17 protein-coding genes and 1 CRISPR repeat array are annotated in these 25651 nt (G+C 47.3%); of the genes, 9 read left to right on the forward strand and 8 right to left on the reverse strand.

Going from position 1 to position 25651, the window contains the following annotated elements; translation table 11 throughout:
- On the forward strand, positions 1 to 3660 hold a 3660-nt coding region (locus QUA90_RS27255; protein ID WP_333448433.1), incomplete at its 5' end, for an Ig-like domain-containing protein.
- Positions 3661 to 3827: 167 nt separating this feature from the next.
- Here the strand turns inward: QUA90_RS27255 and QUA90_RS27260 are convergent.
- A complete protein-coding gene (locus QUA90_RS27260) occupies positions 3828 to 4787 on the reverse strand; it encodes a GNAT family N-acetyltransferase (protein ID WP_333448434.1) in 960 nt (319 codons plus the stop codon).
- Between the two features lie 748 nt (positions 4788 to 5535).
- Between QUA90_RS27260 and pap the strand changes: the two genes are divergently transcribed.
- Together pap and QUA90_RS27270 are read left to right on the forward strand one after the other, a co-directional pair.
- Positions 5536 to 7023, forward strand: coding sequence for a polyphosphate:AMP phosphotransferase (gene pap, locus QUA90_RS27265; RefSeq protein ID WP_333448435.1), 1488 nt, complete (start codon positions 5536 to 5538; stop codon positions 7021 to 7023).
- Positions 7024 to 7376: 353 nt separating this feature from the next.
- Positions 7377 to 8369, forward strand: a complete 993-nt coding sequence (locus QUA90_RS27270) for a YdcF family protein (RefSeq protein ID WP_333390070.1) — start codon at positions 7377 to 7379, stop codon at positions 8367 to 8369.
- On the opposite strand, the gene QUA90_RS27275 is transcribed toward QUA90_RS27270, so the two are convergent.
- A complete protein-coding gene (locus QUA90_RS27275; protein WP_333448436.1) occupies positions 8366 to 8710 on the reverse strand; it encodes a hypothetical protein in 345 nt (114 codons plus the stop codon). The two genes, QUA90_RS27270 and QUA90_RS27275, sit on opposite strands and share 4 nt — an antisense overlap.
- A gap of 449 nt (positions 8711 to 9159) precedes the next feature.
- On the opposite strand from QUA90_RS27275, the gene glsA reads away from it, so the two are divergent.
- Complete coding sequence (gene glsA / locus QUA90_RS27280) at positions 9160 to 10086, forward strand: glutaminase A (RefSeq protein ID WP_333448437.1); 927 nt, start codon at positions 9160 to 9162, stop codon at positions 10084 to 10086.
- 120 nt (positions 10087 to 10206) lie between these two features.
- Here glsA and QUA90_RS27285 read toward each other — a convergent pair whose 3' ends face one another.
- The 3 genes from QUA90_RS27285 to QUA90_RS27295 form a co-directional block, all read right to left on the reverse strand.
- Positions 10207 to 12021, reverse strand: coding sequence for an adenylate/guanylate cyclase domain-containing protein (locus QUA90_RS27285; RefSeq protein WP_333448438.1), 1815 nt, complete (start codon positions 12019 to 12021; stop codon positions 10207 to 10209).
- A 573-nt stretch (positions 12022 to 12594) separates the two neighbouring features.
- Entirely contained in the window at positions 12595 to 13701 is a 1107-nt protein-coding gene (locus tag QUA90_RS27290; protein ID WP_333448439.1) for a FecR domain-containing protein, read from the reverse strand.
- A 225-nt stretch (positions 13702 to 13926) separates the two neighbouring features.
- Complete coding sequence (locus QUA90_RS27295) at positions 13927 to 14271, reverse strand: hypothetical protein (RefSeq protein WP_333448440.1); 345 nt, start codon at positions 14269 to 14271, stop codon at positions 13927 to 13929.
- A gap of 99 nt (positions 14272 to 14370) precedes the next feature.
- On the opposite strand from QUA90_RS27295, the gene petP reads away from it, so the two are divergent.
- The 4 genes from petP (at position 14371) to QUA90_RS27315 (ending at position 17331) form a co-directional block, all read left to right on the forward strand.
- The gene (gene petP / locus QUA90_RS27300) at positions 14371 to 14571 is read left to right on the forward strand and encodes a cytochrome b6f subunit PetP (protein ID WP_172186826.1); all 201 of its coding nucleotides are present in this window, start codon (positions 14371 to 14373) and stop codon (positions 14569 to 14571) included.
- A 213-nt stretch (positions 14572 to 14784) separates the two neighbouring features.
- On the forward strand, positions 14785 to 15879 hold the full coding sequence (locus QUA90_RS27305) for a Get3/ArsA fold putative tail anchor-mediating ATPase NosAFP (RefSeq protein WP_333448441.1): 1095 nt from the start codon (positions 14785 to 14787) through the stop codon (positions 15877 to 15879).
- Positions 15880 to 16252: 373 nt separating this feature from the next.
- Positions 16253 to 16945, forward strand: coding sequence for a hypothetical protein (locus QUA90_RS27310; RefSeq protein ID WP_333448442.1), 693 nt, complete (start codon positions 16253 to 16255; stop codon positions 16943 to 16945).
- Positions 16942 to 17331 carry a HEPN domain-containing protein gene (locus QUA90_RS27315; RefSeq protein WP_333448443.1) on the forward strand — a complete coding sequence of 130 codons (390 nt, stop codon included), beginning with the start codon at positions 16942 to 16944 and terminating at the stop codon, positions 17329 to 17331. Before QUA90_RS27310 ends, QUA90_RS27315 begins: the two co-directional genes overlap by 4 nt.
- A gap of 93 nt (positions 17332 to 17424) precedes the next feature.
- Here the strand turns inward: QUA90_RS27315 and QUA90_RS27320 are convergent, their stop codons facing one another.
- Both QUA90_RS27320 and QUA90_RS27325 read right to left on the reverse strand, forming a co-directional pair.
- Positions 17425 to 19491 (reverse strand): elongation factor G, encoded by a 2067-nt coding sequence (locus QUA90_RS27320; protein ID WP_333448444.1) that lies wholly within the window; start codon positions 19489 to 19491, stop codon positions 17425 to 17427.
- Positions 19492 to 19804: 313 nt separating this feature from the next.
- Entirely contained in the window at positions 19805 to 21718 is a 1914-nt protein-coding gene (locus QUA90_RS27325) for a heavy metal translocating P-type ATPase (RefSeq protein WP_333448445.1), read from the reverse strand.
- Positions 21719 to 22068: 350 nt separating this feature from the next.
- On the opposite strand from QUA90_RS27325, the gene QUA90_RS27330 reads away from it, so the two are divergent.
- Positions 22069 to 23169, forward strand: coding sequence for a precorrin-8X methylmutase (locus tag QUA90_RS27330; RefSeq protein WP_333448446.1), 1101 nt, complete (start codon positions 22069 to 22071; stop codon positions 23167 to 23169).
- Positions 23170 to 23436: 267 nt separating this feature from the next.
- On the opposite strand, the gene QUA90_RS27335 is transcribed toward QUA90_RS27330, so the two are convergent.
- Positions 23437 to 23727: a hypothetical protein gene (locus QUA90_RS27335; RefSeq protein ID WP_333325527.1), complete on the reverse strand. Its 291-nt coding sequence runs from the start codon at positions 23725 to 23727 to the stop codon at positions 23437 to 23439.
- A 109-nt stretch (positions 23728 to 23836) separates the two neighbouring features.
- A CRISPR array of direct repeats spans positions 23837 to 25519; the repeat unit is 37 nt; unit sequence GTTTCAATCCCTGATAGGGAGTTAGGTTAATTGCGGC.
- Positions 25520 to 25651 lie beyond the last annotated feature (132 nt).

Raw genomic sequence — 25651 nt, forward strand, 5'->3', positions numbered from 1 at the left:
AATACCGCAGCCACGCAACTGACTCGCTCGAATGATGCTACAGCCCCCACAGTTGCCTTAACATCCGCATCCCCAACAACCACAAACGCACCATTTTTAGTCACAGCAACATTCAGCGAAAGCGTCACAGGATTCATTGCCAGCGACGTGAATCTTACTAACAGTACAATTAGCAATTTCACAGGTAGCGGCACAACTTATAATTTTACCGTTACACCGAATGCTGATGGCCCTGTCACCGTTGATGTCCCTGCTGCTACAGCCATTGATATTGCGGGTAATAACAATACCACCGCAACACAACTGACTCGCTCGAATGATGCTACAGCGCCAACAGTTGCCTTAACATCCGCATCCCCAACAACCACAAACGCACCATTTAGCGTCACAGCCACATTCAGCGAAAGCGTCACAGGATTCATTGCCAGCGACGTGAATCTTACTAACAGTACAATTAGCAATTTCACAGGTAGCGGCACAACTTATAATTTTACCGTTACACCGAATGCTGATGGCCTTGTCACCGTTGATGTCCCTGCTGCTACAGCCATTGATATTGCGGGTAATAACAATACCACCGCAACACAACTGACTCGCACGAATGATGCTAAAGCGCCAACAGTTGCCTTAACATCCGCATCCCCAACAACCACAAACGCACCATTTTTAGTCACAGCAACATTCAGCGAAAGCGTCACAGGATTTAGTACAACAGGAGTTAATGTTGCTAACGGTACTGTCAGCGGTTTCACAGGTAGCGGCAGCAATTATACTTTCACCGTTACACCGAATGCTGATGGCGCTGTCACCGTTGATGTCCCTGCTGCTACAGCCACTGATATTGGGGGTAATAACAATACCGCAGCCACGCAACTGACTCGCACGAATGATGCTACAGCGCCAACAGTTGCCTTAACATCCGCATCCCCAACAACCACAAACGCACCATTTTTAGTCACAGCAACATTCAGCGAAAGCGTCACAGGATTTATTGCCAGCGACGTTAATCTTACTAACAGTACGATTAGTAATTTCACAGGTAGCGGCACAACTTACACGTTTGATGTGACTCCGAATGCTGATGGCCCTGTCACCGTTGATGTCCCTGCTGCTGCTGCCACTGATATTGGGGGTAATAATAATACCGCAGCCACGCAACTGACTCGTACTGCTGATATTACAGTCCCCACAGTTGTCTTAACATCAACTTCCCCAACTACACTCAACGCACCATTTAGCGTCACAGCCACATTCAGTGAAGATGTCACCGGCTTCGATAATACTGATATCACCGTCGCCAATGCGACTGTCGGAAACTTTGTCACAGTTGACGCCAAAACTTACACGTTTGATGTGACTCCGAATGCTGATGGCCCTGTCACCGTTGATGTCCCTGCTGCTGCTGCCACTGATATTGGCGGTAATAATAATACCGCAGCCACGCAACTGACTCGCTCGAATGATGCTACAGCCCCCACAGTTGCCTTAACATCCGCATCCCCAACTACAGTCAACGCACCATTTAGCGTCACAGCCACATTCAGTGAAGATGTCACCGGCTTCGATAATACTGATATCAACGTCGCCAATGCGACTGTCGGAAACTTTGTCCCAGTTAATGCCACAACTTACACATTTGATGTCACCCCTACTGCGGATGGCGCTATCACCGTTGATGTACTTGCTGCCACAGCTACGGATACTTTTGGTAATAACAATACCCCAGCCACTCAGTTAACTCGCACTGCTGATCTCACTGCACTTACTGCTAATTTGGGGGCAATTCCTAACATTACTACAGCAGGTGGTACAAGTCAGGCATTGACAGTTACTTTCAGCGATAGTAGTGGAGTTGATGTTAGTAGTTTAGATAATTCTGACGTTGTTATAAATTGGTCAGGTGGGGCTATTCCTGCTACCTTTGTTAGTGTTGATGTTAATAGCAATGGTACCCCGCGAACAGCGACATATTCGTTTACGCCGCCGGGGGGAACTTGGGATAATGCTGATAATGGTACTTACACGGTGAGTTTGCAAGCCTCGCAGGTGAAGGATGCTAGCGGTAATTTTGCTGCTGCTAGCAGTTTGGGTACTTTTAGTATTGATGTTGCGACACCCGCACCCGCACCTGCACCAACACCCGCGCCTGCGGAAACACCTGCACCAACACCCGCACCCGCACCCGCACCTGCACCCACGCCCGCGCCAAGCCCTGCACCCGCGCCTGCGGAAACACCTGCACCAACACCCGCGCCAATCCCTGCAGAAACACCAACACCCGCGCCCGCGCCCGCACCAACGCCTGCGGAAACACCCGCACCCGCGCCCGCACCAACCCCTGCGGAAACACCTGCACCAACACCTGCACCAACGCCCGCGCCAATCCCTGCGGAAACACCTGCATCAACACCCGCGCCCGCGCCAATCCCTGCGGAAACACCTGCGGAAACACCAACATCCGCACCCGCGCCCGCGCCAATCCCTGCGGAAACACCTGCGGAAACACCAACACCCGCACCCGCGCCCCCGCCCGCACCAACCCCTGCGGAAACACCTGCACCAACACCCGTGCCAGCGCCAATCCCTGCGGAAACACCTGCACCAACCGTACCAACCGTACCAACCCCTGCACCAACACCCGCGCCAACACCCGCACCAACCGTACCAACCCCTGCACCAACACCAACCCCTGCGGAAACACCGACCCCGACGCCAACACCATCGGTAACACCAACACCAACAACCAACAACATCCCCAACGATGACTGCATCTGCGATGACATTGCTTATCCCAACTTAAACCAACCGAATAGGGTTGAAAACACCATACTTGGTGTATCGGAAATTCAAAGAGGCACTGCCAAAAACGATGAATTTCTAGGCAGTAACAACGGCAATATATTCGATGCCAAATCCGGGAATGACAACTTATATGGTGGTGCCAGCAACGACATCTTTAATGGCAACCAAGGCAACGACTTCATCACCGGAGGCAAAGGTGACGACATCCTCTATGGAGATGAAGGAAACGACATCGTTCTTGGCGAATTGGGCAACGATTTAATCTTCGGAGGCAAAGGCAATGACTCCTTACATGGCCGCGAAGGTAATGACATCATTCTTGGCAATAAAGATGATGACTTCATCGATGGTGGCAAGGATAATGACACCTTATTTGGAGGCAAAGGAAATGACATCGTGCTTGGTAGTCAAGGTGATGACTACCTGTTTGGACAGTTAGGTTCGGATACTATCTGCGGCGGTGAAAGTAATGACTTAATTAGCGGTAACGAAGCAGCCGATATCCTGGGAGGATGCGAAGGAAATGATACTCTTTATGGAGGGGAAGATAATGATACTCTCCTGGGGGGGAAAGGCTCTGATATCCTTTATGGAGACTTAGGGAATGATAGTTTGATTGGCGGTAGCGCTAACGATATCTTTGTCTTAAAAGCTGGTCAAGGATTTGATATCATCGCTGATTTTACCATCGGTCAAGACTTGATTGGATTAAGCGGAGGTTTGAGTTTTGGTCAGTTAGCAATAACTCAAAATACTCAGGGAACTCTCATCAAAAATGTCTTGACAGGAGAGGAGTTAGGTGTGATGATTGGAGTGAGTGCCAATACGATTACATCCGCTAATTTCCTGCTGATTTAGGAAACAATGAAAAGTACGATCGCCCCTTCGATCCAAAAGGGCGATCGCCCCTTCGATCCAAAAGGGCGATCGCACTTGACCCAAAAGTCGATCGCAAAATTTGATCGCACTTGAGAACCCCGACTTCTTTAAGCCGTCGGGATTCTTGCCTTCACTGCCAACCTTTTCTAAACAGTCTTAGCCCACTCGATCCAAGTTTCCATCGGGCGGAAACCCACTGATTTGTAAAGCTTTGTCGCCCCTGTCAAACTGTCAGCATCGACGCTGAGTTTAGCTGTGTTTGCACCCGCTGCTTTCAACTTATGCAAACCAGCTAAAAGCATCGCTTTTCCTAAACCCATTTTCCGAAAGTCGCGCCGCGTACCCAACAATTCAATCCAGCCGTCTTTTGTGCCGCTGTGGGCGTTTTTTTGGGGTTTGATTTGACAATCGCAGAAAGCTGCAAATTTACGATCGCCCGAAACAGCAATCAAGTCTAATTCCGGCTGATAATTGGCGTCTTGCATCCAATAGCGCACGGTTTCCGCAGTTAAATCGTGGTGATTCCAGTGATCGATAAATGACTGGTTGAACATCTCTACCCAAGGCTGGATGTCTTGTTCTCCGGATACGTGTGTTAGGGCAAAATCTGCGGGAAATTCGGGTTTTGGTATGGGTTCGGCGAGGGATCGAGCCATTGTCCAAAAATAGCGATCGACCTCAAAGCCCTGTTTTTCTAACAGCCGCATCTCATCGGTTTTGTCCTCGCGGCTGTAGGTACGCAATTTTGCAGGTAAATTCCGTTCTTTCGCGACTTCACGCAGTCGCTTTTCTCCCCATTTAATAATATCTTTTTCCAAACCTGCGCCGCGCACATTTGGATGCACGTAAAACCAGAGACAAGCGTCTATTTCCTCTGGCAAATCTGGCATATCTAGGAGTGACAAACCGATTAGTTTGTAAGTACCATCTTCCCACAACTGCACGTCGCGGGCTTGATCGAGTTTGGGTGCATCAAGTATTAGCTTGAGTTCAGTTGCTGAGACTTCTTCGCCGAGTCTATCTACGGCTTCGCAAGCATCGATCAAATTTGCGATCGCGCACCAGTCAGTTTCGCCCTTGTAGGAGCGTGTTGTCAAGATATTCATGAAAAACTTGCAATCCGTAATTTCGGACTGTTCCTCTTAGTTGGTATTGGCAAACAAGTACAGTAATTCAGACATTTTGGACAAACGTCAGTAACAGGCTTTTCGGCCTGTTCCACAAGAAATAAATACTCTTGTGGGGCGAGCACGCGAGCCCGCATCTAAACTGTTTTTAGTATTTGAGAATGGTGTCGATAAAACTCAGAAACCTGTTTATATCACCCAGGCTTTCAGGTTTTATCTTATAGCGCAATCATAAAAATTGGTTTGCTTTTTGGGCTAGTTTTGTAGGTAAGTTTATGGCTGGATGTCGATGAGTCGCGCTCTCTTTCGTTACCAAGCTTGGTGCTTAAGTAACTACTATTGTTTGAATAAAGTTTCTACAGCTAAGTAAAGAAGTTGTCACCCCCACCGGGTAGTTGATTTTTACTTTTGCTCTTTTTACAAGAAATCCTTTTTCAGGGATTTTTGGCTCCTCCTGTTAACTCGCCCGATCGGGGGAGGGGAGAAGTTGAACTTATTTAAAAGTTGCCTATTTCAACTATAACCTGAGCTGTTTTTTTTGGCAAGTTGGAAATCGAGGGAATGTTGCTAGTATTAACGAGGCTGGCATTTGATTGCAGGAGCGCTCAGGCTTTTAACCAGCCGTAACTGTAATTTTTATAACGTTTTTCCCTGAGTTGAGGATTTAATTTTATCCTAACGTTAAACTAACGTTAAACTGTTTTTTACAGATTAATATGAGGTAAATATGCTCGACAACCTCGATTTAGATCTCTCCCTGGATAAAGAAACCTATGATGCCAAGATAGAAATTTTAATGCAACAGTTGCGATCGCTCCAACTGGCCTGCTGGGAAAAAAAATTGCCCGCAATTATCGTTCTCGAAGGCTGGGCCGCTGCCGGCAAGGGTGCTTTAGTCAAACAAATGGTAGGGTACATGGACCCGCGGGGGTTTGCCGTCCACCCGATTTGGCCGCAGTCAGATGCAGAAATGGGCTATCCTTTCCTGTGGCGGTTTTGGCAGAAACTCCCCGCCCGCGGCAAAATTGGTTTTTTCTATCACAGTTGGTACACTCATGTTTTAGAAGACCGATTGTTCGATCGAATCTCCAACGCAGAAGTACCGACAGCCATCAGGCAAATAAACGCCTTCGAGCGGCAGATGGTTGATGACGGCGCCGCAATTGCCAAATTTTGGATTCACTTGAGCAAAAAAGAACTCAAGCATCGGCTCAAAAAACTAGAAGACGATACCTTACAAGCTTGGCGAGTGCGACCCGAAGATTGGAAACAAGCCAAAAAATACGAAGAATACACAACTTTTGCCGAAGAAATGGTAGCCCAAACCGGCACGGGCCCCTCACCTTGGACGCTAGTAGAAGGTGATTGTCAACGGTGGGCGAGAGTCAAAGTTTTAACGCAAATGGCAGCGACAATTACAGAAGCCTTAGACAGACGAACGATGCAATCAGCACCGATACAATTGCCGCATCAAGAACACTTACAACCTACTGAACCCGACTTGCTGGCCCAAGTAGATTTAACTCAATCGTTGTCGCCCGACGAATACAAACAGCAACTTCGCGAGGAACAAACCCGTTTTGGGAAACTGCAACAAAGTATCTACGAAGAGGAAATCCCCGTGTTAGTGCTGTTTGAAGGTTGGGACGCCGCCGGTAAAGGAGGAGCAATCAAACGCTTGACGGATGTATTAGACCCCCGCAGTTACACCGTTAATGCCTTTGGGGCGCCGACAGACGAAGAAAAAGCCCACCAATACCTCTGGCGGTTCTGGCAGAGGCTGCCAACTGCTGGTAAAATCAGCATTTGCGATCGAAGTTGGTATGGTAGAGTGCTCGTCGAGCGAGTCGAAAGATTTGCCACCGAACCCGAATGGCGCCGAGCTTATCAGGAAATCAACGAATTTGAGGAGCAACTCACCAGTTTCGGTTGTGTCTTAGTTAAATTCTGGCTGCACATCAGTCCTGACGAGCAACTAAAGCGGTTTACAGAGCGGCAAAACAATTCATTTAAACAATACAAACTCACCGAGGAAGATTGGCGGAATCGGGAAAAGTGGAATTATTATGAAGTAGCGGTGAATCAAATGATTCAGCGCACCAGCACGCCGGCTGCTCCCTGGACGCTAATTGCGGCCAATAACAAGTATTATGCTCGTGTTAAAGTAATTCAAACGGTAACGCAGGCAATTCGGAATCAACTGAAGCGCCGATAAATTGGGATTGGTCAATCGGTAACAGGTAATGGGGAAAAAAGTAGGCAGAACAAAGCAGGCTTGAATTGTCAATTCCACCTGTGGCGTACTCAATCCATTACCAATTACCAATCAACCATTACCAGTTATCAATTACCAATTAACTGTCAGCAATCTGTGACTGGAAGTAGCGGGTTTCACCCTGCAACCAATGGTTGATAGCTGACCGGAAGCGAGCATCAGAATAAATGCGATCGGACTGCGTTATTCGCGAAAGTTAAAAACCCACCGATGTCCGTATTTCCTCCCGCAGCTAAATTCGCGCTCGTTTCCACACTTCCGTACTAATTTATGAAGACACAGAATATTGCAAGATGCCAGAACTGTTAGCTCGCATTCTATTTCTATTCCTCCTGTTCTCACTGATCAAATCGTGGTGGGATCAATCAGGAGGTAAAGACAATCCGTTATTAGACCGACTGCGCGTTTTGCTGCTGATCAGCCTTTTGTTCCTGGCTTTTTTTGCGCCAGACACACCAGTCGGAGCAGCGATTTTCGGGCTCATAGCCTTCTTCTTTAAGCCGCTTGGTTTTTCCATCACTCTGCTGGTGATTGCATCGGCGCTGATCACGAACGGGGGCATCCGCAACCCGGCGCCGAGAATGATCCTGGCAGCGCTGCTAGTTTTGATCCTTTCGAGTATGCCAGTTGTCGCTTACTGGTTCGCCGACCAAGCAGAACGGGACGCCGCTGCAGCCGTCCGCACAGCTTGCTGTGATGAAACTGCCGCGGCGATAGTTCTCTTGGGCAAGGGAACCACTCAGCCCCACATCCCCAACCGAGTAGCGATTCAACTGACAGATACAGGCAATCGCCTGCCCTATGCTGCCGTTTTGTACCGCCAAAAAGTGGCACCGATGGTCATCGTTACCGCTGGCCCCAGAGACGAGTTGGAGGGTTATGTTGGGGAAGCGAAGGATATCGAGACTTTGCTGGCAAACAACATGGGCGTGCCGCGCAGCAGTATCGTTCTCGACGATAACGGCAGCAACATACGCACCAGCGCCCAAGAAGTGAGAAAGATACTCGACAGCCGTGGCGCCCCGCGCAAAGTAATCCTGGTAACATCTGCGATTCAGATGCGGCGTGCCAGCCTCGCTTTTGCGAATATGGGAATCCAGGTGATTCCTAGGGCTACCGACTTCTACACTTTTCAACCCACATCAGGAGGAAAATCCAGACTCCGCTTAGACGCGGGAGATTTTCTGCCCAGTGCAGAAGCTTTGGTAACTACGACGCGAGTATTCGATGAATATTTCGGGTCTTTTTATTACTATTTGCGCGGCTGGCAGGCTCCCAGAGCCTAAAGTGGCAAGTTGCTGGTGTTTTTCTTAGGCAACAGCGACTGCTCCCCAGATTGGTTTAACATCTGATGAGAATGAGACCTTTGTGGGGAGCTGTATTTTTTTCTCATTCCGGCGGGGTCGCCGACAATCAAGTTTGCCATGAATGCAAACAATACCCAAAAGATAACTGGCTCCCACGGGGATTTCGTGGGCTTTGCTGGTGGGTTTGTGACTGATTCAACGTTGACTTTGATATCTAGTTTGCCTTCAATTTCTTTGCCTTTGAGAACCCCGTCGTTGCACACACCCTTAAAAATCATGGGAGCGGGCTTTGGTGCTTCTGCTTTCGCTTCATCTGGCATTTTTTTATCCTGGTTTTGGTGAATCCGGTTGGATAGTACATTCTTAAAGGTTCGGGGGTTTTCCGGACAGGATTTCGCGAACTCTGAAAGAATTAAGTTAAATATGCACCCCGCCCCTTACAGGGGCTTAAACATAAGAATCTGAAGGCATTTCCAGCTAGTGCTGGTTTGTTTTAGATAGCAGCCTGGCCTTGAAGCTGCTACTTATATATCCGGGTGAAGGGGAGATTTTTATGCAAAGTACAGGTTTTTTATGAAAAATTTATTTGCTCCCGGCGGACAGAAACGTCAATAGCTTCAAGTTCGAGCTTGGTTGAGATCCCCCAAGAAACCCAGTTTCTTCCCGCAGCGGGCCCAAGTGACGCAATTCCGTTAATAAACCGGGCTTATGGCTCAATATCGCGCCAGGAATACCAATCTAAAATTTAAAATGATCGAAATAATCGAGCGTGAATATATCCACCAGCCAACTATCTTCCTTGGAACCCGAACAACTAGCAGCTTGGGCAAAAGAGGCAATAAATCGCAGTAAATCCGGTCAAATCCCCGCGTACATACCTCTCCTTGCGCGAGCCGACAGACAAGGGTTTGACGTGCAAATTCGGGCAATTGACGGTAAATTTTTGAGCTGGGGTAGAATTGCTAAAACATTCCCGCTGATGAGTGTAGTCAAGCCCTTTGTGCTGCTTTATTTGCTGTGCGAATTGGGCGAAAAAAGGGTATTTGACTGCGTTGGCTGCGAGCCTTCGGAACTGCCTTTCAATTCCCTAATTCAACTCGAAATAGACGAAGGGAAGCCGAGAAATCCGATGATTAATAGCGGAGCGATCGCCCTAGCGTCTTTGATGCCCGGTGAAAATGCTGTGGCGCGCTGTCAAAACTTGCTCGAATGGTTAAATCAACAGGCAAACAGTCAGTTATTTCTTGACGAGTTAATGCTCGATTCAGTGAAGACAAATCCGAATCCAAACAATTGGAATCTAGCCTTGAGAATGGTAGAATCTGGTTATATTCAAAATGCAGAAATTGCTTTAGAAACCTACAATCGCGTCTGCTGTTTGTCGGGAAGTGTGGAGGATTTAGCTAAGCTGGGGATGGTTTTGGTAAATAGTGGCGATCGAGCAATGAGGGAAAACAGCCGTACTGTCAAAGCGCTGATGGCAACTTGCGGTTTGTATGAAGCGTCGGGTCGCTTTGCGCTGCGGGTGGGGCTGCCGGCAAAGTCTGGAGTTAGCGGGGCAATGCTTTCGGTAATTCCGGGTCAAGGTGCGATCGGCTTTTATAGTCCGCCCCTGGATAAAGACGGAAATTCTATCGGTGGCTTATTTCTATTAGAAAAAATAGCTCACAGTCTGCGGCTAAGCGTATTTGATTAGATTGGTCAGTAGTCAGTAGTCATTAGGAATGGGGAATGGGGAATGTCTAATGGGGAATTGGGAAAAAGGTAATTTTCCCTACTGACAACTGACAACTGACAACCGACAACCGACAACTGACTAATGCTTTTCGCCCAAAATAGCATAAACCACAGTCTCTTCTTTTTTGCCGCGCAATTGAATCGAGCCTACTTTTTGGCCTTCGTAGCGATCGCGCACGTAAGAAAAAGTCCTCGCCGTCACCAACAAATTAAAAGGACTGTCAGAAACAATTTCCTTATTCATCGCCTCCAATCTAGCAGCAACATTGACAGCATCGCCGATCACAGAATAATTCAAACGCCTGGAACCGCCCACGCTGCCAGCAACTAACTGTCCGGTATGCAAACCGATGCCAAACTTAATTAAAGGTTTGCGTTCAATTCTAAGCTGCTGATTAAGTTGGTGCAGCCGTTCGTGCATCGCAATACAAGCCGCAACTGCATTCAAAGCATCTTGTTGAATTTGTCCATATTCGGTATGGCAAAAAGGCACCCCAAAAACTGCCATAATTGCATCACCGATGTATTTATCTACAACGCCGCCGTGATCCATAATACAGTTGGTCATCGCTTGCAAATAATTGTTCAGCCAGGTGAGTAAATCTCGCGGCGGCATTTTTTCTGAAATCGAAGTAAAACTACGAATATCCATAAACAGCACCGTTGCTGTAAGTTCTTGAGGTTCGAGTTCTCCCTGTTCAAATATCTCAGCTTTGCGTTGCCAAATAAGCTGAGCAGTCTCTGGATCGACGTGCTTTTCAAATAACCTCATCAACTGCTGCTTTTCGTACTGTTCCCGCAGTTGCAAAGCAGTGCTAGATAAAATGAGAGTGCCGATAGGTGCGGCAATCGGAACCCACCAAAAAAAGAAGCCAAATAACAAAGCAGCAGCCGCAATCCAAATTATAGGCAAACCGAGAGCGATCGCAATTCTCTCTTTAACACCTCGCTTGCCCAGAACCAAAGCCGTAAGCGGGCCAATCCCCAACAATAACAAAATTTCTACCACTACCGGCAGCCGCTGCAGCAAGCGTTGATTGAGCACATTGTCAACCAACGCTGCATATAAATAAACCCCAGCCGTAGTCTTGTTGAGAGGTGAAGATATGGGGTCGAAGCCCGTAGCAACTATGCCCACTAAAACTAACTTATTGGTCAGAGCGTCTGCGGGAATTCTACCTTCTACGACATCAACAAAACCATAGGTAGATAGATTTTCTGTTTTCCCCGGCCAGTTAATCCAAACTTTTTTTTCCTGCTTATTTTTTGAATGTGGAAGCAATACTGGATCTTGGGGATTAGCAGCATTGTACCTGTGAGTCATTGCTAAACCGAAATTAGGAATCCCGTTGAGAAAGATTTTTGACTCGCGGGTAATACCGTCGCTATCGGCTTCTTTGCTGATGTGGCCGACACCTGCGGCGGCTGCTTTTAAAGAGGCTACGGGTTCTTCTTTGGGGGTTCTAGGGAGTACAACTTTGCCGTTGGCGGCGATTGCAGCGGCTAAAATATCATCTTTCGGACTTGGATCGAGGAAAAGAATGTCAAAACCAACTGCTGTAGGGGGAGATTTTTTCAGTGCTTCTAGCAGTTCGGCGTAGCGGTTGCGGGGCCAAGGAAATTGACCGTATTCTTGCAGGGAATGCCGTTCGATCGCAATTACCACAATTCTCTCATCCCATCCGGGATTGGGCAAAATTCCCGATTCTCGAATTTGAAAGAGAGTTTTGTATCCCAAATATTCAAGGGGTTTCCACATTCCCACTTGCAGCATGATGACAGACATTACACCTACTACTGTCCCTGTTATCCAGGGAGGGTTTGTGGCTATATATTGCCGCAGACCGAGCAGTTGATTTTGTTTGAGATGATCGATCCATTCTTTGAACTTCATGCAATTAATTTGACGCAATCATTGACATTTGAGTCCGACCTCCGAGAGGAGTTATATCAATCCTTGCAGGAGTCGTAATTTTTTTACCCCACCCCAACCCTCCCCTTATCAAGGGGAGGGAGTAATAAATTCACAAAGGATGCGAGGATGGCTATATATCAATTGCGGTGGCACTCCTGTTGATTGTTAACTGTTGACTGTTGACTGTTGGCTGTTGACTCGCTATCTAAAAACTGAATGCTTGAGTGTTAACTATTGACTCGATTTTATTATTCCGATGCAACCGGAACGCATATTAGAGTCATGAAGTTTTACAATAGCGTAATGGCGAAAGGTTAACGCCAAATTTCTTTATTTTGAGTAATCTGTTGGGCATCTAAATTATATTTGTAGGCGGGCGGGACACCTCACAATAATTGAATTAAACTTGACTTTAAGATTTAGACGCGGCTGGGCTTACGAAGTTTCACCGCGAAATGCTTCGCCCTTACACGAAATAATCAACTCAACTAAAACTTACGATCTAACTCAGCTCCTCAGAGACTGCCCGCGCAATTTGCTCTGAGAGCTTGTTTAGGGAACGGCGAGGCTGTAGTGCCGTTCTGTGACTGACGGCCCTCGCACTACGATTTGGAGGCGGCGGCTTGGAGGTAAAATTCCTTGGATCTTGAAGTTGCCATTTCGATCGATCTTAATAGCTTCGTTGTTGACATAAAGTGTGTCGATCGGGTTAATTTGACCGCTGAGGCGATAGATATTGCCACTGAATCTCAACAACCTGCGGACTTTGAGTTGAGCTAGGCGAGGGCTGGCTGAGGGGGTCACGGGCGAGGTTTGAGGGAAAATAGTCGTGGCGTTGCCGCCGTTAACAACTACTTCCGAGTCGGTGTTGCCGGATACTACGACTGCACCTTCAATTGTTTCGACTGCGGTTTTACCCCCGCCGACGCTGACGCCAAATGAGGTGCCGCGAACTCCGGCAACGCCTTCTGGGGTTTCAACCCTGACTGGGGCGGTTTTGGCAGATTTTTTTTGTTGGGCAATTTGACTCGATTTGCCGAGTCCGCTGAAGGTATTGAGGGAGGCTATTTGGTTCGGCGGGATAATTGTTGAGGTGCTGGCTGCGGGAGTTGTCGCCGCAGTTTTGCCGATCGACAACCTGACTCGCCCCCTGCTGACAAAAATCGCTGTGTCTTTTTGGCCACCTGCACTGCTTGACAAATTGGATATTCTGACTGCGGTTTTTTCGGCAACTTCCACGATGCCAGCGTCGTTGTCGATGCCTAAACGGGCTGTGGAATCGGGGCCGGTGATGATTTCGTCTCCGGCGGCGACTAGCCGATCGCCCACAACCGCCGGCCGCCCTTTAAAGCTGACTGTACCGCGAATTTCTTCTATTTCAAGCGATCGCCCGGCCGCTGTTCCCTGAGCGTTTATCGTCTCTGCTGGGGATGAATTAGCCGCCACTGTTGCCGGATTTGTTAGAGATTTTGAGGCTGTTGGCAGTGCGGGCTGTCGATCAACTGAGACAATTTTAGTAGGGTTCGAGGGCTGTTTGGGGGATGGAGAGAGCGGACTGGCGATCGTCGCACGACCCAGCGGCAGACAGGCGAACACAGCTAACGACAAACTTAGGAGCGGAATTTGGGTCGAGCGCCCACAGGTAAAAATTTTATTCATAATTTCAATTTTGTCATATTGAAGTTTCTAGACTTCCTTTCCTGTATCAGACACCCTAAATCCGGCAATCGTTCCATTTTTTATGCCGTAACACAGCAGCCAAAATAAACTTTATCAGCCTGAAACTTTAGCATTAAAACTTCTTTTTTTGGTCAGATTTTAGTAAACTGTTACAACATGACCGTTTCCTAAAATCTGACCTTCGGGAAATTTGGCAAACCAGACTCAAAGTCCTTTACAGCATGAAATTTCGCCGTTGTCAACGTCAGAGAGGGCAGATTTATATATAGCAAACATAAAATTAATTACTGCTTTTGAATGTCTTTTGGCTTCTGCCTGAAGGATGAATAATTGGGGAGAAATCCTGTAGTTGTGGCAATTAATAAAAAACTTCTTTTTGCGAATCACTAAAAAATAATTATCTAAGTGGTGAACAGCCTCTGCCAGTGGAGCTTGCCGCTGTGGAACATTATGAAGCAAACCCAAGCGAATCAGGGTAGACGATCGACAAACTCCGACTAGAATACCGTTTTTTAGGGAAAGTTGGTGGAAATTTCGATGGAAAATCATAGTGAGCGATCGCCTGCTGGTGTTGCTGTTCCGAAGTAGACGCCAAACTGTAAAATAAACGGTTGTATATAGGTTATATAGAGCAGGAGAACAATTTCAGTGGCAATAGAAGTAGGTCAGAGAGTTAAGGTGCGCCGTCTCAGAGATCGGATACCTGCAAATATAGTGGGCAAGATAAAGGAGAATCCAGTAGGCACTGTTGACGGATTCAGAATGGTTGACGGTAGCGGAGTAGGCGTGGTTGTCAAGTTTGACGGTTTTGCGACTTGGTTCTTTGAAGATGAGCTAGAACCCGTTTAACAGAAGGCAGTTGTCAGTTGTCAGTGGGCAGTAGGCAGTGGGCAGTGGGCAGTGGGCCCAAAAGCAGTCGTTATTTGTTATTAGTTAGTTGCCACCAATTACTAATGACAACTGACAACTGACAACTGACAACTGACAACTGCCCCCTCCCCCACTCTGGCTGAAGGTTGCGCTTAAATGTTAAAGAGTAAGCTTTGGCAGTGAGAACAGAAAATGGCTTTGATTTTGACATTTTTGGGCAAAGGCGGCACTGGCCGCAGTACGATCGCGATCGCAACAGCTAAAAAATACGCGGCTCAAGGCAAGCGAGTTCTGCTGCTCGGCCAAGATCCGGGCCCTGCATTGGGTATTCTGCTAGGGGTTCCCCTGACTCTCAACCCCCAGGAAATCGCCCCCAACCTCAAAGCAGTTCAGGTGCAAAGCGCGCCGCTGCTAGAACGCAGGTGGGACGAAGTTAAACAACTAGAAGCTCAATATGTCCGCACTCCCTTTTTCAAGCAGATTTACGGTCAAGAATTAGGGGTGTTGCCGGGAATGGACAGCGCGCTGGCGTTGAACGAACTTCGGGAATACGAGGACAGCAAACAATACGATGTGATCGTTTATGACGGCAATGGCGGCATGGATACGCTGCGGATGCTGGGAATGCCGGAAATTCTGAGTTGGTACATCCGTCGCTTCCGTCAAGCTTTGGTAGATTCGGATTTGGGTAAAGCTTTGTCGCCTTTTATTCAACCGGTTGTCAGTACCGTGTTGACTGTGGATTTGTCTGGAGACAATGCTTTTCAATCTACTAAGCAAGTCGATAATCTTTTGGATAAGGGGAAGGAAGCGCTGGCAGATCCGAACCGCACGGCGGCTTTTTTGGTGACGACTGGGGATGCAAGTGCGATCGCAACTGCCCGCTATCTTTGGGGAAGTTCTCAACAAGTTGGTTTGACTGTGGGCGGTGTGATTGTTAATCAAGCATCGGTTACAGAAGCTATTACTGCGGAGTTTGATCCTTTGACGGCTGTTTCGGTTCCGGCGCACAGTGACAATAACTGGCAGCCGCTAATTGATGCTTTGCCAGATTTTTCTGAGGCGGCAAAAGCTCCTAAACCGATTAACATAAACATTGCACAGCGTCAAGTTAGTTTGTTTTTGCCTGGGTTTGACAAGAAAGAAATTAAATTGATTCAATCCGGGCCGGAAGTGACGATCGAAGCGGGCGATCAGCGGCGCAATATTTTGCTGCCTCCGGCGCTGACTGGGAAGTCTGTTACTGGTGCTAAGTTCCAGAATGGTTACTTGATTATTTCTTTTTAGGGTAAGGAAGAAGGCACGACACGGATTTTGACACGGATACACGGATGAATTATCGAGTTCTCTAATATCATGTGTCGTTGATTCGCGATCGTATAATTTGTGCGATCGTAGTGGCTGGTTTCACAAACAATAATCGCCGGAAAAAAACCCTATCGAAAACCCGCCCCCACCCAATGAACAATCGAAAGGTACAGTCAGATTGGCCGTGGGGCGGGGGCGGGTTTATATAGATTGTTGGTCATCGTTATATATTGTTGGTGAACCCGCCCCTACGAACCAAATGTACATTCAACTGCCAAATCTGCTACAATATCCAGACAGGTTTCACGATTACTGGTAAAGTTAATCCCTAACTTCCAAACCATCGACTATTATGAAAGCAAGAGATATTATTAGTCTGCAAGCCCTTGACGCTGCTTTAGCTAAACTAAATTCATCTGTCCAGCTTGGCGAGTTGGAAGAGAATATAAGTCGTCAGATATTGGCTTTAGAAAAATTAGCCGAACAAAACCACACTCTGAACGAAATTTACACAAAAGAACGCCTCGACTTACAAGCTCAGCACCAAGCAAAATCAAAAGACAAACGATACCAGCCGACAAGTGACAGCATTTACAGCACCGACGCTATAAATTTAAGCCCTTTCTTTCCTCAGTCGCCAAGAGAAGTGGAGAATCCCTCTGAACTAGGTAAAGTTTTGGACTATTTAATTGCATCTTTTAATAAAATTAAAAGCCTGTACGCGGTTAAGCAAATCAAAAGCCTGTACGCGGTTGAAAACCCCCTAGAAAGTTTTCAAATTCTCATCGAACAAGAAGCGATCGCACCTTTGATTCTGGAAGCTTACGATCGCATTCGAGCGCTATTTCCTACGGAAAGATTAGGCTTGGAAGTGAAAACAGATCCAGAAATTGCCAACTGGCAATCGCTGTGGATTACCATTTACACCAAACTCGAAGTCGAGGAAGCTTTTGCAAAGTTAAAAAATCTCGATCGCACTTGGTGGCTAGACGCGAGTCTTGTCATTCCTAACAATATACTAAACATTGACTTGGGGTGGGAATGAAATTCGATTGGGAGGAATACTTTAATTTAGCAAAAGAGCTAGCTGGAACCACTGAAGAAGCAAAATTGCGTTCTGCTGTAAGTAGAGCTTACTATTCTGTGTTTTGCCTAGCACGGAATTACTGGCGCGACATTCAACAAGATCCCAGACTCTCGCGCAATAAAACTTATGATATCAATGACCATCAATATGTAGCTGAACAATTTATTTACAATCAATCAAAATCCCAGACAATGATAGAGATAGGCAGAGATTTAACTCGCTTGAGAAAAATGAGAAATAAAGCTGACTATGAAGATACTATATTTAACTTACAAAAAGAAGCGAAAACTGGGTTAATGCTTGCTCAGAATATTATTTCAGCGTTAAGTAACTTAACTGAATAATCCGAGAAATGGGAATCGATCCCAATGAATTGTAATTGCAACTGGTGCAAAAACCCGGTTCTTTCAAGAAACCGGGTTTTTTAAGACAATTACCTAACTTTTACCGTTACCGTTTCCATTGCCGCCAGTCGTTTGCAAAACCCGCTTAGCTAAAGGTTCCGGTACTTCTTGCAATCGATCGAACTCCCAATTAAAAAATCCAACTCCCATTGTCTGCGATCGCAATTCTACGATCAAATTCTGCATTTCAGCGATCGGCAAATAAGCAGAAACTGCATCCCATCCCTTCCAGTCTTTTTTACCTTCGTAGCCGAGAATTTGGCCCCGGTGTCCGCTGACCAACTGCAACACCTTTGATGTACACTCGTTCGGAGCGCAAATTTCAACTTTGGCGATCGGTTCGAGCAATGCCGGTTCGCACTTCGCCATTCCCTCCTGCATCGCCAAACGCGCCGCTTGCTTGAAAGCTTGTTCGGAACTGTCAACGGTATGGTACGAACCGTTCGTCAGCGTCACCGCTACGTCTACCACGGGGAAACCCAGCGGGCCGCGATCCAAATACTCGCGCACTCCCACTTCCACGCCGGGAATGTACTGTTTTGGGACGACGCCGCCGACTATTTTGTCGGTAAAGGTGAAACCTTCTCCGCGAGGCTGCGGTGTAATATCGAGGTACACGTCGCCGAATTGTCCGTGTCCGCCGCTTTGGTGTTTGTAGCGCCCGTGGATGGAAGATGCAGGTTTGCGGATGGTTTCTTTGTACGGCACTTGCGGTAAGTGAGTTACCATCGGCAAGTTATACTTGCGGCGCAACCTGTCTAAGGCTACTTTCAGGTGGATTTCGCCTTGACCCCAAAGTATAATTTCGTGAGTGTCGCCGTGCTGTTCCCAGACTAAAGATGGGTCTTCTTCTAGCAATTTAGCTAAAGCGGAGCTCAGCTTAACTTCATCGTTGCGCTTTTCTGGGACGATCGCCAGTGCGTAGACAGGGGAGATGATTTCGGCTTTTGGCAATTCTTCCGATGGGTCTATCGCCAGCGTATCGCCTGTTTTCAGGCCTTCTAGCCTTCCCAAAGCCACAATTTCCCCCGCGCTGACAGACTGCAAACTTTGCGTTTGCTGGCCGGTCAAGCGGTACAAACCGTTAACTCGAACGCCGTTCAAAGTTGCTCCGTCTGCCAGCGTCCCCCGCCACATTCTCACTAACGATAGTTTGCCTCCCTGCGGCGTGTAATAGGTTTTGAGGATTTGAGCCAGACCTTTGTTTTCACTTTGTATAATGCCGCGGCGATCGGCTGTAGTTTCCGGTGTCGGCGCTTCCCTCAGCAACGCTTCCAGCAGAGGCCGCACGCCGAAATCTTGTTCGGCGATGCCGATGAATACTGGCACAATTAAATCTGCGCCTAATTCCATCTTTAAATCGCGGGTAATTTCTTCGGCGTCGGGATTGATTTCTTCGAGCAATTCTTCGAGTAAATGGTCGTCAAAATTCGCCAATTCTTCGAGCATTTGCTGCCGCGCTGCGCTTTCTTGTGCTTTGAGGTGTTCTGGAAGCGGGACGGGATCTGCGGCGGCGCCCGGATGGTAGTGGTAAGCTTGTTCGGTTACTAAGTCGATAAAACCGATGATTTGTTCGTTTTTGCCGATCGGATATTGGTGAGGTACGATCGGTCTGCTGGAAACGGATTTGAGCGCGTCGATCACTTCGGTGAAGTTGGTGCCGCAAGTAGTTTCGTCTGTGTAAGCTCGATCGATCTTGTTGATGAAAACTAGGTGGGGAATTTCCCAATCATCGAGGAATTTAAACAGTGGCGCGAGGGTTAAAGTGCGATCGGCAACGGGTTCGCAAACAATTATCGCCGCATCCACACCAATCAGCGCATTGTAAGTTTCTTGGGCAAATTCTACCGAGCCCGGACAGTCGAGAAATGTGAAGCGGACGCCTTCATATTCAGCGGTGGCGGCGTTTACTTCTACGCTCATTTGGCGATCGCGTGCTTCCGGCGAACTATCACCTATTGTGTTGCCCTCTTTGACATTTCCTTTGCGGGTAATTGTCCCTGTCACCGACAGCAAACTTTCGAGCAGTGCGGTTTTACCGCTTAAATAAGGGCCAACAATTGCAACGTTCCGCGTGGCCCCAAGGACTTTTTCGTTCATATTCCCTCCAACAGAAAACTTGTTTTCTATTGCTCTTTGTGCAATCAGTTCTCTATCATTTTCTAGACTTTTTCTAGGTTAATTTTTATTGCATTTTTGAGCAACTTCAGATTTTCGTATGATTCTATACTTTTGACGGTAGCGTATTTTGAGTGACGCAAACACAAATTGTAGTTTTTCTTAATATTTTTAATTTTTAACCGCAGATGAAGGCAGATGAACTCAGATGCACGCAGATAAGACTCTCGTTCCCAGGTTCTACCTGGGAACGCATTTCCAGAGGCTATGCCTCGATTTTAGCTGTTTTTCGTGTCTAATTTCTCAGCAGTCGCAAACCGCTTAATGTTACTATTACTGTAGAGCCTTCGTGACCGATGACGCCGAAAGGCATGGTCATATTTCCGAAAAAATTAGCCGCTAATAACAGCACAATGCAACTGAGTGCAAAAACAATGTTTTGTTTGACAACACTTTGAGCGCGGCGGCCTAAACTAATTGCTTTAGCTAGTTGCTCTAACTTATCTGCCATTAATACTATATCTGCAGTTTCTAAAGCAACATCGCTGCCGGAAATCCCCATCGCAATGCCCACGGAAGCTTGAGCGAGGGCGGGGGCGTCGTTGATACCGTCTCCCACCATTGCTACAGTTTGATACTGGGTTTGCAGTTGTTTAATTGCCTGCACTTTGTCTTCTGGCAAAAGTTCGGCGTACACTTCTTTGATGCCTAATTGACGGGCGATGTGTTGAGTTGTTTGCTCGTTGTCGCCGCTTAGCATAATTATATGTTCTATGCCTAATTTTTGCAAGCGTTTTACCGTTGCTGCTGCTTCGGGGCGGATGGTATCTGCTACTGCAATGATTCCCAAAACTTCCTCGCCTTTGGCCACCCAAACAACTGTTTTACCTTCGGCTTGTAACTGCTGGCTGATTTGAGTCAATTCGGAAGTTGCTTCGACAAATTCGGCTTTACCAATGGTAATGATTTGATTGTTGACTTTGCCGACAATTCCTTGACCGATTTTTGCTTGTACATCGGTAGCGGTTGGCAATTGTAACTGTTGCTGCTGGGCGGCGCTGACAATTGAAGAGGCGATCGCGTGTTCGGAATGAGCTTCTAGGGCTGCAGCGAATTGCAGAACTTCTGTTTCAGTATATCCGGCTGCTGGTACAATTTGGATAACTTCAGGTTTTCCCGTGGTGAGAGTTCCGGTTTTGTCAAAGGCGATCGCCCTGACTTTACCCATCATCTCTAATTGCGCGCCACTTTTAAACAAAATCCCCTGTCTCGCCCCGTTAGCAATTCCCGAAAGCAGCGCCGGCATAATCGAAGCCATCAGCGCGCAGGGGGAGGCTACTACTAGGAAAATCAGCGCCCGATAGATTGTTTCTTCCCAATTCCAGCCCAAAACAAAGGGCGGCAAAGTTGCCAGAAGTAAGCCTAAACCGACAATTAATTTGGCATATCCGCGCTCAAATTTTTCCACAAACATTTGAGAAGGCGGCGCTGCTGTTTGCGCTTCTTGAACCAGCCGAATCACTCGCTGAATCAAGCTGCTTTCTGGAGTTTTATGAACTTCGAGTTTCAGCGCGCCGACACCGTTAATTGTACCAGCATAGACTTCATCGCCGACGGCTTTTTCCACGGGCATGGATTCGCCGGTAATCGAGGCTTGATCGATCGCACTGTAGCCTTCAATAATTATCGCATCTGTGGGGATGATTTCTCCGGGCTTGACTAAAATGTAATCGCCAATCTGCAATTTGTCGATCGCAACTTCCCGTTCCCCGCCGTACATTACCACTCTAGCAGTATCCGCAGTCAAACTCATCAAACTGCGGATGCTGCGTTCAGTCCGCTGCATAGCATAACCTTCAAGGGCGCCGCTAATTGCAAAGATTAAAATTAACACCGCACCGTCAACAATTAAATGATATTCTTGCCGCCATAGCCCCAAACCGGCCGCGCCCAAAGCAGCGACAATCATTAACAAATCTACATCTAATTCGCGTTCTTGAAAAAGCGTAGTTAAGCCTTCGCGGGTACTGGAATAGCCGCCGATAACATAAGCTGCGGGTAAGATGAATACGGCTAAACCCAGCCAGCCCAATTGCAGGGCTAGGGAACCCAAGATTACTAGAATTCCGCACAGGGCGGCAGTCACAGCATCTGGATGTTCTTCGGCGAGGCGCCAGAGGCGAGAGATTGGGAGGGAATTGGGAGTCATTGGGGAAATTTGATTGGGTAGAATGACTCCTTTAGCCTAAACCTTGACATTAATGTCAATGTCAAGAGTGAAACTAAAATAAATCCAGCATCAACTCGCCCCTCGTTGAGTAGCAGAGTCAGACAGTCCGACAGGGAATGAATTCCCTGTCTCATAGCGCAAGTCCTCTGAAAGAGGACTCAAGAGAGTTGAGAATTGAATTTAATGTTTTAGTCGGTTTTAACCGACTTCTGCTATGAGACGGGGATTTCAATCCCCGGCGGACTGTGGGTGAATGCGTGGGAATTGATTACCGGGCGGACTGTGGGTGAATTCGAGAATCAAATATACAATCAAAATCCCAAAATCCCATGCAACAATACCTGACAATCAAACAACTTACAGAAGCAGTAAAAGGCACAATTACCCCTCGGATGGTGCGACATTATCACGCTTTGGGGCTGCTATCTCCGGCGGTACGATCGACCTCTAACTACAGACTGTACACCCGCAGCGATGTGCAAAGACTGCAAAGAATAGTCGCACTCAAGCAGCAAGGCTTTCAACTGTCTCACATCCGCAAACTGTTAGAAACTGACGCGGATGCTTCGCCTGACGCGCTGATGGCGACTCTGCAACGGCAATATCTGTCGGTTATTCAGCAAATTGTTCGCCTCCGAGAAACGGCATCAGCGCTGGAAGGATTGCTGGGACGGGATATTTCCTGTCAAGCGGTACAAGCTGACGCATTGGCGCAATTAAGGCTGTTGCAGGCGGAAACTGAGGGGGGGTTGGATGAGTTGGAACAACTTTGGGAGGGTTGGGATGCGGGGGCGCACACTCACCCGGAGGATTTTGGGGAGTCGTTGCAGCATTTGTTGCCGGATTTGCCCGATCGCTCGGAAATTGAGGTAGACTTGCTTTCTAAACTGGTGTTAGCCTGCGGTGATTGTTCGCTGCTGCCGTTTGTGAAGTTGAGCGCAACGGCGATTAAAGCGGCGCGGGAAGCTTTGAAAAATCAGTGTCAAATTGTGGCTGATGTGCCGCCTGTTTTTGCCGCTTTGGATGGGACTAGATTGGCGCATTTGGGAACAAGTATTAAAACTTTAATTGATGATCCGCACATCAATGCTGCGGCGGAAGCGGAACAGGAATTCTGGCAGCAGCGTGAGTGGTTTGAAAAGTTGTTGAAACTGGAAAAAGGATGTATATTGGTGATAGGATATGCGCCGTCTGTGCTGATGGCGGTTTGCGAGGCGATCGAGTGTGGGCAACTGCAACCGGCTTTGGTAATTGGTATGCCGATCGGTTTTAGTCATTCTCCGGTGGCAAAACGGCGGTTAGTGCGATCGGGTGTTGCTTATATTACGACTGTGGGGACTTTTGGCGGCGGGTTGTTGGCGGCGGTTGCTTTGAATGCTTTGGTTGAGTCTTTAATTGAAAAGCCGAATTGTCATTGTCATCTCAAGTGAAGAGGGAATTTAGGTTTATTGTGGCTTAATTTGTTTTTTACTCTTTTATTCGTTTCAATCCCTGATAGGGAGTTAGGTTAATTGCGGCGGCAGTGGATCGATTTTCTTCAAAAGTGTGAAGTTTCAATCCCTGATATGGAGTTAGGTTAATTGCGGCCAAGCTGCCGAGTAAATCCCCAGGATGAGCCGGGGACTATTCCTAATTTCCCGGTGGGTGCGTCGGGTTGCTCCTCAATCCTCTCTCAAAAGTCAATAATTCAGAATCTATTATGAGGTGGGCTGGCTATCGGGAGGAATGAATTTCTTTAAATCCTCGCGTGAGGTCGCATCGTCAGAAATCCGCTCCTTTAGCTGCTCTAAAAGGTTGTGCTGCCCTAAAAGTTCGTGATATTCGATTCTCAACGTTCTTTCCAAAGCTTTGAGGGACGTGGTTTGCGGGCCCTGCTTTTGTTCAGATTTGTCCACTGCCCAATTGAGTGCAAGCATCAAGAGTTGAATCTCTTGTACATCAAGGCTTAAAGAGAATTCGGTTACTTGGGTATCGGCAGTTAGTTTCATCGGTCTCCCTCCAAAATTTCTAGAATTATCTCAGCTTCTGTCACAGTCATCCTAGAATTTTTGACACGTCTCCTGAGTTCGTTACACAAGTCGGCCGCTTCGATTTTTGGTTTCAATCCCTGATAGGGAGTTAGGTTAATTGCGGCCGATCGACGGCTACCGGCCCCAGTATAATACGCGCCAGTTTCAATCCCTGATAGGGAGTTAGGTTAATTGCGGCTCTCCGCACTATTTCCGCACCATTGGGCAATTTGGTTTCAATCCCTGATAGGGAGTTAGGTTAATTGCGGCTAAAGTCAAGCTAGGCAATTTAGAAGGGATGGGTTTCAATCCCTGATAGGGAGTTAGGTTAATTGCGGCATATAAGTTGATCGATATCTGGGATTGCTACTCCAGTTTCAATCCCTGATAGGGAGTTAGGTTAATTGCGGCTCTAGATCCAGATTTGGGCGATTTATTAAATGGCAGTTTCAATCCCTGATAGGGAGTTAGGTTAATTGCGGCACTACCGCCACCGGAACCGGGAGAGACAAGGTATCTGAAGTTTCAATCCCTGATAGGGAGTTAGGTTAATTGCGGCGCTATGTCCATATCACACATCCCTCAAACTTTTGTTTCAATCCCTGATAGGGAGTTAGGTTAATTGCGGCAGGAAGGCCCAGGGCGATCGCATCACCCACTAAGCTTGTTTCAATCCCTGATAGGGAGTTAGGTTAATTGCGGCATCTCACTCAGGAAGCCGTTTAAGAGGCTGTCTGTTTCAATCCCTGATAGGGAGTTAGGTTAATTGCGGCTTTAATTTAAGCGAATTAGGGGAATCAGTTTCTAGTTTCAATCCCTGATAGGGAGTTAGGTTAATTGCGGCTTTTAATTGCTTTGCGAATATTGCTAAATCGTTGGTTTCAATCCCTGATAGGGAGTTAGGTTAATTGCGGCATTGCCGGTTGATTTTGTGGTGGGGATTACTGCCGTTTCAATCCCTGATAGGGAGTTAGGTTAATTGCGGCTGGGAATATCAAGGGGACATCTCGACTACTGAGTTGTTTCAATCCCTGATAGGGAGTTAGGTTAATTGCGGCCCGGCGTCATCAGCGCGGGTATCTGTAACTTTATCTGTGTTTCAATCCCTGATAGGGAGTTAGGTTAATTGCGGCTCTTGGAATTCCTTCTACCCCTCCGACGCAAGAGTTTCAATCCCTGATAGGGAGTTAGGTTAATTGCGGCGCTGGGTTTTTCCAGCATAAAGCACGCGGCAATTGTTTCAATCCCTGATAGGGAGTTAGGTTAATTGCGGCCTCGGATGCCTTTGGCTGAAACCACAGGATCAGGCGTGTTTCAATCCCTGATAGGGAGTTAGGTTAATTGCGGCCTGGGTAGATTGTGCGCGGGTCAATAATGATGGTTTCAATCCCTGATAGGGAGTTAGGTTAATTGCGGCGCAAACTGTTTGGTCAGTAAGCTGATAGTTGCGCGTTTCAATCCCTGATAGGGAGTTAGGTTAATTGCGGCGCTGTTCTCTTTGATGTCTACGGCTCCGATTTCTGTGTTTCAATCCCTGATAGGGAGTTAGGTTAATTGCGGCCTATCCTATTTATAGGAGCAAGGACTTCAATAGGGTTTCAATCCCTGATAGGGAGTTAGGTTAATTGCGGCTAAACATGATCGCCAGCTAGCTACCGCGATCGCGTTTCAATCCCTGATAGGGAGTTAGGTTAATTGCGGCGACAATTGCGATCGAACAAAGTCTCAGTCGTGGTTTCAATCCCTGATAGGGAGTTAGGTTAATTGCGGCTCTACGCTCAACATTGAAACTACGACCGTTCGATGTTTCAATCCCTGATAGGGAGTTACAGGGGATTCCAGGTTTATGAAGTACAGTAGCAGCAGCTTGTAAACCAGTTTTTAAAGTGCTTAATATTAACCA

The sequence above is a fragment of the Microcoleus sp. D3_18_C4 genome (genome assembly GCF_036702355.1).
Classification (GTDB): domain Bacteria; phylum Cyanobacteriota; class Cyanobacteriia; order Cyanobacteriales; family Microcoleaceae; genus Microcoleus.